An 11,815-nucleotide genomic window follows, 5' to 3' on the forward strand; every position below is an offset into this window, starting at 1 on the left:
ACCCCCTGATGAAGACCCTTGCTGCCTTGACGGCCCTGGTGACCGTCACCGCCTTCATGTTGCCAACGGCAAGCGCATCCGTTGCCGCCAGCCCCGGTTGCGGCAAGCAGGCCGCGCCGAGCGGCGACTACACGGTCACCAGTGGCGGCCTGACCCGCACCTACCGGCTGCACGTACCGGACAACTACAAGCCCTCCAAGGCTTCCCGGCTCATCCTCGTCTACCACGGCCGCGGGAAGACCGGCGCGCAGACCGAGGCCTTCTCGGGGTTGGACAGGCTCGACGCGATCGTGGCCTACCCCAACGGTGTGATCGGTGACGAGGACAAGCAGGCCTGGCAGGGTGCGCCGTACTCCGCGCCGGGCGTCGACGACGTCGAGTTCACCAACGATCTGCTCGACCAGCTGGAATCGGCGTACTGCGTCGACACCAAGGCCGTCTTTGCGACGGGCAAGTCGAACGGCGCCGGGTTCACCGGCATCCTCGCCTGTCAGCTGGCCGACCGGATCGCCGCGATCGCCCCGGTCTCCGGCGCGTTCTACATCCAGGGCACCCACTGTGCGCCGAGTCGTCCGATCCCCGTGCTCGACATCCACGGCACCGGCGACACCACGATCCCGTACGGCGGGGACGGCCAGCGCGACCTGCCCGACGTCCAGACGTGGGTGCGGGACTGGTCCGTACGCGACCACTGCCGGCAGGACCCGAAGACCGAGCAGCTCGGTGACGACGTCCTGACGTTCACGTACAAGGGCTGCAAGGCGGACGTCGTGCACATCGCGGTCACCGACGGCGGTCACAGCTGGCCGGGCTCCGACTCGACGTCCGGTCCGGGGTACGTCACCCAGACGTTCCAGGCCGCTGACTTGATCGGGTCCTTCTTCCAGGCGCACAAGCTCTCATGAGTACCGCGACCGAGACGAGGGAGTTGCCCCGCCTGGTGCGGGCGATGGCCGGTATCGAACGGGTCGGGAACGCCCTGCCGCATCCGTTCTGGCTGTTCTGGATCCTGTCCGCCGTCCTGGCCGTGGTCAGCGCGATCCTGTCGGCGCTGGACGTGTCGGTGATCTCGCCGAAGAACGGCAAGGAGGTCGTCGTCCAGAACCTGCTGTCCGGCGACGGCTTGCAGCTGGCGGTGTCGACGGCGATCTCGAACTTCGCCGAGTTCCCGCCGATGGCGACGATCGTGGTCGTGATCATGGGTGTCGCGCTCGCCGAGCGGACCGGGTTCCTGCAGGCGCTGATGCGGGTCAGCGTGTCCCGGGTGCCGCAGTCGATGGTGGTGTTCGCGGTCGCGTTCGCCGGCACGATGGCGCATGTCGCGTCGGCGGCGGCGTACATCATCCTGGTGCCGCTGGGCGGGCTCGCGTTCCGCGCGGTCGGGCGGTCGCCGATCCTCGGGATCGTGGTCGCGTACACCGCGATCGCCTCCGGGTACGACGCCAGCCCGATCCCGACGCCGAACGACGCGATCTTCGCCGGGATCACGACCGCGGCGGCCCGTACCGTGCACCCGGACGCGCATGTGTCGGTGCTGTCGAATTGGTTCTTCAACATCGCGTCGTCGGTGCTGCTGGCGCTGGTGATCACGCTCGTCACCCGGCTGGTCCTGAACAAGCGGACCGACCTGGAAGCCGACCCTGACGCTCCCGGCGACGACGCCGATCAGCTGGCCGTGTCGGTTGCCGAACGCAAGGGTCTGCGCCGCGCCGGTCTGGTGTTCCTGGTCGCCGCTGTGGCGATCGTCGCGATATTGCTCCCACACGGCTCCCCACTCCGCGGGAAGGACGGCAGCATCGTCGACTCGCCGTTCCTGGACGGTATCGCGGTCGTGGTCGCGGTCCTCTTCGGTCTGGTCGGTATCACCTACGGCGTCACCGTGCGGGCCATTGAGCGGGCGTCCGACGTACCGAAACTGATGGCCGAGGGCATCAAGCAGATGGCGCCGGTGCTGGTGCTGTTCTTCGCGATCGCGCAGTTCCTCGCGTACTTCGACTGGACCAACCTCGGCGATCTGCTGTCGGCCGAGTCGGCGCGGGTGCTCGGCGACCTGGGTGCTCCCAAGGTGGTCATCTTCCTGGGGATCCTCGCCCTGCTCACCGTCATCAACGTCCTGGTCACCAGCGGCTCGGCGATGTGGTCCCTGACCGCGCCCATCCTGGTGCCGATGATGCTGCTGCTGAACGTCCCCGCCGAAACCACTCAGGCCCTGTTCCGCATCGCCGACTCCGGCTCCACCGCCATCACCCCGATGAGCCCGTACTTCGTGATGGCGCTCGGCTTCCTGCAGCGCTACCGCAAGGACGCCGGCGTCGGCACGCTCGCGTCGTACACCGTCCCGCTGGCCGTCGCGATGACCGTCGCCTGGACCCTGCTCTTCCTGGCCTGGTGGGCCCTGGGCATCCCGCTCGGCCCCGGCGCCCCGGTCAGGTGACGAACGACACCTGTGCAGCGCCGTGTCGGCCGCGAGGCGGTTAACACGGCGTTCACAATCGAGCAACAGGTCCGTAATCGCCGGTTGACACTGTCGACAGCGGCCGTTCAGGAACACCTGAGGGGACGGCCGCGACGAAGGGACAGTCGATGACCTACAAGGCCGAGTACATCTGGATCGACGGCACCCAGCCGAGCGCACGGCTGCGCTCGAAGACCCGGGTGATCGCCGACGGCGCCGAGTTGCCGGAGTGGGGCTTCGACGGTTCGAGCACCAACCAGGCGCCCGGCGACAACTCCGACTGTGTGCTCAAGCCGGTGTTCTCGTGTCCCGACCCGATCCGCGGCGGCGACCACAAGCTGGTGCTGTGCGAGGTGTACCTCGTCGACGGCACCCCGCACCCGACGAACCACCGGGCCGCGCTGCTCCCGATCGCCGAACAGTTCGCCGAGCAGGACTCCTGGTTCGGCATCGAGCAGGAGTACACCTTCTTCCGGGAGGGCAGGCCGCTCGGCTTCCCGGCGGTCGGCTTCCCCGCGCCGCAGGGGCCGTACTACTGCGGTGTCGGCGCCGACGAGGTCTTCGGCCGCGACATCGTCGAGCAGCACCTGGACGCCTGTCTCGACGCGGGCCTGAAGATCTCCGGAATCAACGCCGAGGTCATGCCCGGCCAGTGGGAGTTCCAGATCGGTCCGGCCGGCCCGGTCGAGGTCGCCGACCACCTGTGGGTGGCGCGCTGGCTGCTCTATCGCATCGCGGAGGACCACGACGTCGCCGCGACCCTGGACGCCAAGCCGGCCAAGGGCGACTGGAACGGCGCCGGTGCGCACACCAACTTCTCCACCCGGGCGATGCGCGAGGGCTACGACGCGATCATCACCGCCTGCGAGGCGCTCGGTGCGCCGGGCAAGGTCGAGGAGCACATCGCCGGCTACGGCGACGGCATCGAGGAGCGTCTCACCGGCGACCACGAGACCGCCCCGCACGACGCCTACAGCTACGGCGTCTCCGACCGTGGCGCGTCGGTCCGCATCCCCTGGCAGGTCGAGGTGGACAAGAAGGGCTACATCGAGGACCGTCGTCCGAACGCGAACATCGATCCCTACAACGTCACCCGCCTGATCGTGAACACCTGCTGCAGTGCGCTGGAGAAGGCCGGCCAGGTCTGACCGGACGGCGTCAGGTGAGGTTGACGCCGGAGTTGCGGAGTTCGACCAGGGCCTGGCCGGTGCTGGCTTCTGCTACGCCGGCGGTCAGGTCGGTGAGGACCGTCGTACCGAAGCCTTCCTTGTGGGCGTCGAGGGCGGTGGCACGCACGCAGTAGTCGGTCGCGATGCCGCAGACGTCGACGTCGGTGACGCCCTTGCTGCGCAGCCAGTCGGCGAGCGGGTGCCCGCCTTCGTGCGACTTGCCTTCGAAGCCGGAGTACGCCGCCGCGTACTCGCCCTTGTCGAAGATCGCGTCGAACGGCTGCGGGTCGAGATTCGGGTGGAAGCTGACGCCGTCGGTGCCGGCCACGCAGTGCGGGGGCCAGGAGTTCACGAAGTCGGGAGTCCTGGAGAAGTGGTCGCCCGGGTCGATGTGGTGGTCCCGGGTGGCCACGACGTACGCGTACTGCCGCTCGTCCGGCTCCGCCTCGTGCCACTCGTGCAGCAGCTCGCCGATCCGGAACGCGACGTCGGCGCCCCCGGCGACGGCCAGGCTCCCGCCCTCGCAGAAGTCGTTCTGCACATCAACCACGATCAGTGCCCGGGTCATCGCGCCGCTCCTTTGCCGAGAACTCCTGAGCCCACCGTACAAGCGCCGACGCCGCCGACGCCGGATTACGCCGGGATCAGATCTCCGCCGGTGACGTGCAGCAGCTGTCCCTGGATGGCCCGGGTCCGCGGCGAGGTGAGGAACAGGATCGCGTCGGCGAGCTCGGACGCGTCCGGGAGGTGCCGTGCGGTGAACCCGGCCGCGATCCGCTCCAGCGCGGGCTGGGGGATGACCCGGTGGGCGCCGTTCTCGAGCGTGATCCCCGGCAGTACGACGTTCACGAGTACGCCGTCCGCGCCCAGATCGTGCTGCAGGCTCGCGGCCAGCCCGTGCAGCCCCGCCTTCGCCGCGCTGTACGCCCAGGAACCGGCCATCCCGCGCTCCGCCAGGTCGGTCGACAGCAGCACGAGCCGCCCGTGCTCCGAGCGCCGCAACGCGGGCGCCACCTGCTGCACGAGGTGGAAGTTGCCTTCGAGGTTCGCCCGGATGATCTCGGTCCACCACTCCGGCCGGGACTCCTCGATCTTCGACGGCCGCTCGTCGTACCCGAGCGTGCCCCAGCTGACCGCGTTCGCGACGACCGCGTCGAGCCCACCCCAGTGCTCCACCGTGGACGCCACCGCGGTCGCGATCGTCTCCGGGTCGGCCAGATCCATCGGTACGACGTACGCCGCACCGCCCGCCGCCTCGATCTCCTCGGCGACCGCCTCGGCGGCGTCCTTCCGGGTGTTGTAGGTGATCGCGACCCGCGCGCCTTCCCGCCCGTACGCGACCGCGGTGGCCCGCCCGATCCCGCTCGACCCGCCGGTCACCAGCACCGCCGCGTCCTTGAAACCCAGGTCCATGACCCGTCCTCCTGTATATCGTTAGTCGGCTAATCAGAAAACTTAGCCGACTAATGATCTGACGGCAACTCACCGGCGAGCGCCGAGCGACGGAGCTGTTCGTCCGGCCGGGTGTGGATCCGGTCGGCGAGATGCTGCGGGAGGTACTGCGGGGTCCCGATCGCAAGGCAGTCGCGCAGGATCCGGGCGGTCTTGTCGGCCATCAGGGTGATCCGCCGCGCCTCGTCGCAGGAGTCGCCGAGCGCGACCAAGCCGTGGTTCCCGAGGTAGATGACCCGTGGCCGCTCACCCAACCGCCGGATGTAGTCGAGGATCGCGCCCCGCGACCGCCGGCCGAGTTCGAGTCCGGGGTCGACGTACGGGAGCAGGAGTTGCTCCCGGCCGAGTACGACGATCTGGTCCGGAAACAGTGCGCCGTCGATCAGAGCCGACGCCCGGTCCGAGCAGACGACCGCGTTGACGGACTGCGGATGGCAATGCGCGACCACGGACGCTCCCGCATGGGTGAGCGCGACCGCGTGGAGGAGCGATTCAACCGACGGCTGCGGTGCGGACGGGTCGACCCGGCTGTCCAGCAATGCTTGTTGTACGTCGGAGTCGTCCGCGGTGGGTGCGTCGAGCAGGTCGAGTAGTGGCCGGATCCGGACCTCGACGAAGCTCGCCTGGGACAGCGACGTGCCGCTGGCTTTCACCAGCATCCGGTCCGGGCCGCTGCGGGCGGAGAGGTTGCCCTCGCCGAGGAGGGCGAGCCCGCGGTGCTCCTCCCCGAGCCAGCGGGACAGGGCGGTGAGCTGATTCACGGGTCCTCCGGTTCCGGCCGTCCGCGGCCGTTGACGTGTGTGCCGGTGCGGCGTAACTTCTGAGCAATTGGAGCGCTCCAATAGTGCGCTTCCGACGAGCTCCGCACCACCCCCATCTCGCCGCCGCCGATCACCACCCAGATCACCCGAGACAGGAGTCCTCGCATGTCCGAACATGTCTCCCGCCGCACCGTCCTGCGCACCGGGGCGGTCGGCGGTATGGCCGCCGCGTTCGCCGGTGTCCTCCCCGCCGGGCTCGCGCACGCCGACCGGGACCAACTGCACCTCGCCCGGCGTGGGCGCTCGACGTACGCCGTACTTGCCGGCAGCAAGGATGCGCCGATGGTACGGCGGGCCGCCCGGGAGCTGGCCGACTACCTGAGCCGGGTCTCCGGTGCCGCGATCCCGTTGATCGACGAGAACACCGACCGGTCCGGGGACCACGACCTGATCGTTGTCGGAACCAACAATCCGGCGGCTCGCAGGTTCGGGCGGATCGATCGCAACGCACTCGGCGACGACGGGTTCGCGGTTCGGGTCAGCGGCCAGGACGTGCTGATCACCGGCCCCGGCCCGCTCGGCACGCTGCACGGCGCTTACTGGTTCGCCGAGACCCAGCTCGGCGTGCACTGGTACGCCGAGAACACCGAGACCGTGCCGTCGCGGAGCACGATCGACCTCGACACCGATCCGCTGAACCGCGACTACGTGCCGCGGTTCCGGTTCCGGCAGCTCCACTACGGCGAGGCGTTCAGCGCCGAGAACCGGCACCACCTGCGGCTGAACGGTCGCCGGGACATGTACGACGTGCCGCAGCCGGCTGATCTGAACGTGTGGTCCGGGTACTGGCCCGAGGATCGGCCGACGTTCTTCCGTGACCTGGTGACGGACCAGAGCCTGATCCAGGACGGCAACGTCCAGTTCATGAACCCGGACGCGCGCAGCCAGGCGACCGCGACCGTGATCCGGCTGATCAACGCGCGGATCGCCCGCGGCGAGAACGCGTCGCTCGGGATCATCCAGTGGGACGCGAACCCGTGGCACCCGGACCCGGACAGCCAGGCGTTCATCGACGCGCACGGTGGCGCGGGCTGTGCCGCGATGCTGGACTTCGTCAACGACCTGGCCCGTCGGGTCCGCAAGGTGATCCCCGCCGCCCGCCTGGAGACCGAGGCGTACCAGTGGTCGATCCAGCCGCCGACCGGGATGACGGTCGAGGACAACGTGGTGATCACGTTCTGCCCGATCTACGCGAACCGCGGCAAGCCGATCCTGGACGACGCGAACGCGGACCAACGGGCGTACCTGCTCGGCTGGACGAAGATGGCGAAGAACATCGTGCTCTGGGACTACCAGACGATGTTCTCCAGCTACCTGATGCCGTTCCCGCAGTGGTACGACGGGTTCGAGTCGCTGCGTCAGGTGGCGAAGCTGCCGCAGGTGCAAGGCCTGTTCATCCAGGGCGTCTGGAACACCCGCGGCGGCGACATGGCCTCGATGCGGACGTGGGTACTGTCGCGGCTCGCGTGGGACCCGTCGCTCGACGTACGGCGTACCGTCCGCGAATACCTCGACGGGTACTACGGTGCCGCCGCCGAGCACGTCGAGGCGTATCTGCAGACGCTGTGGGAGTCGAAGGAGGCGAACGGCCCCCTGTCCGAGGCGTCGCAGTACATGTCCCGGATCTACGCGCTCGACGTGGTGCGGGCGGCCGACGGGCACTTCGCCGCGGCGGAAGCCGCCGCACAGGGGGACCAGGAGTTGCTCGATCGGCTCGCGGTCGCGCGCTTCCAATTGGACTACGTGATCTTCATGCGCGCCCCGGCGTACCTCGAGGATCTGGCGAAGGCCGGCCAGACGTGGGACCTGGACCTCGTCAACCGGAAGGCGCGCGCGAAGCGGTCCCTGCAGCTGACCGGGATGAGCCGGTACTCGGAGGGCGGCGGTGACGTCGGCAAGATCGTCGACGAGTACGACGTGAACCCGGTGCCGCCCGGCGACATCACACCGCCGGCCGCGGTCGAGGGGCTGCCCGCGGACCAGTGGGCCGACTTCCAGGAGAGCCGGATCCTGATCGCGGCGCCGTGGATGACCAGCCTCGCGACCGACCTGAAGGCGTCCAACCACCGCGCGCTGCGGATGGACCCGAACGACTCGCAGTGGGGCGTGCAGTTCTGGCTCGACCAGCTGGGCGACGGGAACTGGCGGCTGTTCCTCTCGCTGCGCGCCGACGTCGGGACCTTGGCGGCCGGTACGTCGGTCGCGGAGCTCGGCGTGTATCCGCCGTTCGGGAACACCGTGGCGAAGACCGCGGGCGACCTGGCCGACGGCGAGTACCACGAGATCGAGCTGCCGGGGACCTACAGCCGGGACTCGCAGCACGTGCTGTACGTCCAGAACCTGTCGAAGGTGCCGGCGCTCTGGATCGACCGGGTGTTCGCGATCAGGGTCTGACGGCCGGATCGGTACCATTGACGCGCTCCAGACGATGCCACCGCATCGGTCCGACAGATGGGTCCCGTGTGATAGCGAACATCGAGGACGTCGCCCGGCTGGCCGGCGTCGCCCGGTCCACCGTGAGCAACGTGATCAACCGCCCGGAGATCGTTGCCGAGGCCACCCGGCTGCGGGTGAAGAACGCGATGGACATGCTCGGGTACGTCCCGAACGAGTCCGCACGGGTGCTGGCCGGCGGGATGGGCCGGTTCGTCGGGATGGTCGTCCACGACGCCGGCAACCCGTTCTTCGGCGAGATGGCCCGGGCGGTCGAGGACATCGCGCTGGAGCGCGACTACGTGGTGACGCTGACCAGTACCGGAGCCGAGCCCGGGCGGGAGGACAACGCGCTGCGGCTGCTGATGCGGCAGCGCGCGCAGGGCGTCCTGCTGACCACGACGGCGATGCGCGCCACCTCGGTGGCGAGCCTGCGCGGGATCGGCACCCGGGTGGTGCTGCTGGACACGCCCGGCGGTCCCGAGGAGTGCTCGGTGTCGGTGGACGACGTCGACGGCGGCCGGCTGGTCGGCGCGCACTTCCTGGAGTGCGGCTACCGACAGATCGCCTTCGCCGGGCGGCCCGCGCGGACCATCCAGCACGGCGACCGGCTGGCCGGCCTGCGGCAGGCGCTGGCGGCGGAAAGCCGCGGCCGCGGCGTGCACGTCCAGGAGATTCTGGTCGCCGCGGACGACGTGGCCAGCGGCCGGGAGATCGCGCCCACCGTCGCGAAGGGCGACCTCTCGAGCCCGCTGGCCGTGCTCTGCGGCAACGACCTGATCGCGATGGGCCTGATGTTCGGCCTGCAGGAGCTGGGCGTCGACGTGCCCGGTCAGGTCGCAATCTGCGGGTACGACGACATCGACCTCGCGCAGTACCTGGCCATCCCGCTGACAACCGTCCGGCAGCCGATGGCCGCCATGGGGCGGACCGCGTTCGAGCTGCTGCTCAGCGAGGTGACCGACACCGGCCACGTGCACGAGGCCCGCCGGTTCGCGCCCGAGCTCGTCGTCCGCGGCTCGACCGCTCGCTGACGGGGGCAGACCCCGTCGACGGGTTTCTGTGCAGTCAAGTTGGAGCGATTCAATGCGCCCTGATCACGGAGGAGTGGGACCATGAACGAGCTCGTCGAACGCATCGCCGGCTTCACGATCGAGACCCAGAGCTGGGGCTACGTGAGCACCGGCACCCGGTTCAAGGTGTTCAACACCCCCGGCACGCCGCGGACCGTGTACGAGAAGGTCGACGACGCCGCGCTCGTGCACCGGCTGACCGGCGTGACGCCGACGGTCGCGCTGCACATCCCGTGGGACCGCACCGACTACGCGGAACTCCGGCACTACGCCGAGCAGCAGGGCGTCCGGATCGGGTCGATCAGCCCGAACATCTTCCAGGACGACGACTACCACCATGGCTCGTTCACCAATCCCGATCCGGCGATCCGCGCGAAGGCGGTCGCGGCGTCGGCCGACTGCGTGGACATCATGCGGACCACCGGGTCGAAGCAGCTGTCGATGTGGGTTGCCGACGGCACCAACTACCCGGGGCAGGGCAACTTCCGCCGGCGCCGCGAGTGGCTGCTGGAGTCGCTGCAGCAGGTGTACGACGCGCTCGACCCGGACATGTCGATGATCCTCGAGTACAAACTCTTCGAGCCGGCGTTCTACCACACCGACATCTCCGACTGGGGCCAGTCGCTGCTGCTGTGCCGGCAGCTCGGGGACCGGGCGCAGGTACTCGTCGACCTCGGCCACCACGCGCTCGGCGTGAACATCGAGCACATCGTCGCCACGTTGCTCGGAGAGCGGCGCCTCGGCGGCTTCGACCTGAACGGCAAGCGGTACGCCGACGACGACCTGATGGTCGGGTCCACGAACCCGTATGAGCTGTTCCTGATCATGGCCGAGATCACCGACGGGCTGGCCGATCCGGATCCGGCGATCGCGGCCGGGGCGGCCGGTGTGCTGTTCAAGATCGACCAGTGCGCGATGGTGGAGGAGAAGCTCCCGGCGATGTTGCGCAGTATCGAGGCCTGCCAGATCGCGTATGCGAAGTCCTTGCTGATCGACCGGGACGACCTCCGGCAGCTGCAGGACGCGGGAGATGTGGTCGGCGCGAACACGTTGGTGGACAGTGCGTTCCAGACCGACGTACGACCGTTGTTGTGGCAGGCGCGGGAGTTGCTGGGCGGGCCGGCCGATCCGTTGCGGGCGTACTTGGACTCGGGGTTGCCGGCGAAGCTCGCCGCGGAACGGGTCGGCGTACCGGCCGGTTGGTGAGGATGGTTGCCGCCGGCGTCAGCCTTTGACGGCCCCGAGTACGGCGGCGGCCTCTTCGGCGTAGATCCGGTGGCCGCGGTCGTCGGGGTGGTTGATGCCGTTGCGGAGCAGCGTGGGGTAGGCGACGCCCTCGGCGTACAGGCGGTGCCAGCGGTCGGAGACGGCCGCGAGCGCGACGAACTCCCGGGCGGCGAAGGCGCGCAGGAAGGCGACGTACGGGCGTGGGTCCGGGGCGTCGAGGCGGTCGATGTGCATCCAGTCCGGGCGGGTGAAGTGCGGTTCGAGCAGCAGCAGGTCGGCGCCGGCCGCGCGGCAGCGGGTGAGGATCTCGTCGTACAACCTCGGCCACCGCGATGGATCGAGTTCGGCGTCGTTGACGAACTCGAGTGTGATCAGGTCGGGCTCCGTGGCGGCGACGTTCCGCCAGTCGGCGCCGTTCGGCGCGGTCCCGTCGGACAGCCACTCGTGCGACTCGCTGCCGCCGATCGCGACCGTACGGACCTCGGCCGCGATGCCCACCGTGCGCAGAACACTGCCTAGCTGCGAGGGGTACGTCGTTCGCTCGCTGGACGCCGATCCGCCGGCCGTGACGCTGTCGCCCCAGCAGGTGATGCGCACCGGTCGCCCTTCGGCGATCGCCTTGCGGACAGCGGGCAGACGGTCGGGTTGCGGCGCCGAGAGCGGCGTACGCGCGACGTCCGTCCACGGGATCAGGACCGGCTCGTCGCCGGCGTACGGCACGAAGATTGTGGCCAGGGGCTTGCTGCTGTCGGGGATGGCTGGGGGCTGTGGGTTGCTGAGGTGGCTGTGGCCTCGGAGGATGCGGCCGTCGGCGAGGAGGAGATCGACGCGCAGCAGCGAGTACTCGTACTCGGCGACGGGGTCTTGCAGGGGGCGCCTCCTGGTGAGGGCGGCCCAGTGTTCGTCGACGAGGTAGTCGGTGCCGGGGTCGAGTGGACCGTCGGCGTCGCGCAGTCGCAGGGTGCCTGGCCGCAGGGCGCCGGGTGCGGCCGTGTCGTCGATGCCGCGGCAGTCGGTCATCACGCCGCGCAGCCGGTAGCCGTGCCGCCAGCGGTCCGGTTCGCCGTCCGGCAGTTCGACCGGCTCGTCCACGACCATCCGCCGCTCGGCCGGCGCGATCCCGCCCGCGGCCGCCACCAGGTCCCACAGCTGATCCATTCGAACTCCTTCCAGTGTCCTCGAAGG

Annotated in this window: 10 protein-coding genes; 6 read left to right on the top strand and 4 right to left on the bottom strand. The window is 69.5% G+C overall.

Annotated elements, in window-relative coordinates; all coding sequences use genetic code 11:
* Window positions 1–8: 8 nt before the first annotated feature.
* From AB0M51_RS36285 to glnII, 3 genes are all read left to right on the top strand, one after another.
* The gene (locus tag AB0M51_RS36285; protein WP_344198372.1) at window positions 9–905 is read left to right on the top strand and encodes a prolyl oligopeptidase family serine peptidase; all 897 of its coding nucleotides are present in this window, start codon (window positions 9–11) and stop codon (window positions 903–905) included.
* Window positions 902–2,434 (top strand): AbgT family transporter, encoded by a 1,533-nt coding sequence (locus AB0M51_RS36290; protein ID WP_344198370.1) that lies wholly within the window; start codon window positions 902–904, stop codon window positions 2,432–2,434. The genes AB0M51_RS36285 and AB0M51_RS36290 overlap by 4 nt, the downstream gene beginning before the upstream one ends.
* 149 nt (window positions 2,435–2,583) lie before the next feature.
* On the top strand, window positions 2,584–3,603 hold the full coding sequence (glnII, locus tag AB0M51_RS36295) for a glutamine synthetase (RefSeq protein ID WP_344198367.1): 1,020 nt from the start codon (window positions 2,584–2,586) through the stop codon (window positions 3,601–3,603).
* 10 nt (window positions 3,604–3,613) lie between these two features.
* Here glnII and AB0M51_RS36300 read toward each other — a convergent pair whose 3' ends face one another.
* The 3 genes from AB0M51_RS36300 to AB0M51_RS36310 all read right to left on the bottom strand — a co-directional run bounded on the left by AB0M51_RS36300 (window position 3,614) and on the right by AB0M51_RS36310 (window position 5,837).
* A complete protein-coding gene (locus AB0M51_RS36300) occupies window positions 3,614–4,192 on the bottom strand; it encodes a nicotinamidase (protein WP_344198365.1) in 579 nt (192 codons plus the stop codon).
* Between the two features lie 65 nt (window positions 4,193–4,257).
* Window positions 4,258–5,037, bottom strand: a complete 780-nt coding sequence (locus AB0M51_RS36305) for an SDR family oxidoreductase (protein WP_344198363.1) — start codon at window positions 5,035–5,037, stop codon at window positions 4,258–4,260.
* 50 nt (window positions 5,038–5,087) lie between these two features.
* Window positions 5,088–5,837 carry a class II aldolase/adducin family protein gene (locus AB0M51_RS36310; protein WP_363752736.1) on the bottom strand — a complete coding sequence of 250 codons (750 nt, stop codon included), beginning with the start codon at window positions 5,835–5,837 and terminating at the stop codon, window positions 5,088–5,090.
* Window positions 5,838–6,002: 165 nt separating this feature from the next.
* Between AB0M51_RS36310 and AB0M51_RS36315 the strand changes: the two genes are divergently transcribed.
* The 3 genes from AB0M51_RS36315 to rhaI all read left to right on the top strand — a co-directional run bounded on the left by AB0M51_RS36315 (window position 6,003) and on the right by rhaI (window position 10,609).
* On the top strand, window positions 6,003–8,291 hold the full coding sequence (locus AB0M51_RS36315; RefSeq protein WP_363752739.1) for a DUF4838 domain-containing protein: 2,289 nt from the start codon (window positions 6,003–6,005) through the stop codon (window positions 8,289–8,291).
* Between the two features lie 68 nt (window positions 8,292–8,359).
* Complete coding sequence (locus AB0M51_RS36320) at window positions 8,360–9,364, top strand: LacI family DNA-binding transcriptional regulator (protein WP_363752741.1); 1,005 nt, start codon at window positions 8,360–8,362, stop codon at window positions 9,362–9,364.
* A gap of 81 nt (window positions 9,365–9,445) precedes the next feature.
* Window positions 9,446–10,609: an L-rhamnose isomerase gene (gene rhaI / locus AB0M51_RS36325; protein WP_363752744.1), complete on the top strand. Its 1,164-nt coding sequence runs from the start codon at window positions 9,446–9,448 to the stop codon at window positions 10,607–10,609.
* A gap of 18 nt (window positions 10,610–10,627) precedes the next feature.
* Here rhaI and AB0M51_RS36330 read toward each other — a convergent pair whose 3' ends face one another.
* A complete protein-coding gene (locus AB0M51_RS36330) occupies window positions 10,628–11,788 on the bottom strand; it encodes a GDSL-type esterase/lipase family protein (RefSeq protein WP_363752747.1) in 1,161 nt (386 codons plus the stop codon).
* Window positions 11,789–11,815 lie beyond the last annotated feature (27 nt).

Source organism: Kribbella sp. NPDC051137 (assembly GCF_040682535.1).
Classification (GTDB): Bacteria; Actinomycetota; Actinomycetes; order Propionibacteriales; family Kribbellaceae; genus Kribbella; species Kribbella karoonensis.

Coding starts and splice junctions, on each gene's coding strand:
- glnII (WP_344198367.1), top strand. CDS start 2,584: ATGACCTACAAGGCCGAGTACATCTGGATCGACGGCACCCAGCCGAGC.
- AB0M51_RS36305 (WP_344198363.1), bottom strand. CDS start 5,037: ATGGACCTGGGTTTCAAGGACGCGGCGGTGCTGGTGACCGGCGGGTCG.
- AB0M51_RS36285 (WP_344198372.1), top strand. CDS start 9: ATGAAGACCCTTGCTGCCTTGACGGCCCTGGTGACCGTCACCGCCTTC.
- AB0M51_RS36330 (WP_363752747.1), bottom strand. CDS start 11,788: ATGGATCAGCTGTGGGACCTGGTGGCGGCCGCGGGCGGGATCGCGCCG.
- rhaI (WP_363752744.1), top strand. CDS start 9,446: ATGAACGAGCTCGTCGAACGCATCGCCGGCTTCACGATCGAGACCCAG.
- AB0M51_RS36290 (WP_344198370.1), top strand. CDS start 902: ATGAGTACCGCGACCGAGACGAGGGAGTTGCCCCGCCTGGTGCGGGCG.
- AB0M51_RS36315 (WP_363752739.1), top strand. CDS start 6,003: ATGTCCGAACATGTCTCCCGCCGCACCGTCCTGCGCACCGGGGCGGTC.
- AB0M51_RS36300 (WP_344198365.1), bottom strand. CDS start 4,192: ATGACCCGGGCACTGATCGTGGTTGATGTGCAGAACGACTTCTGCGAG.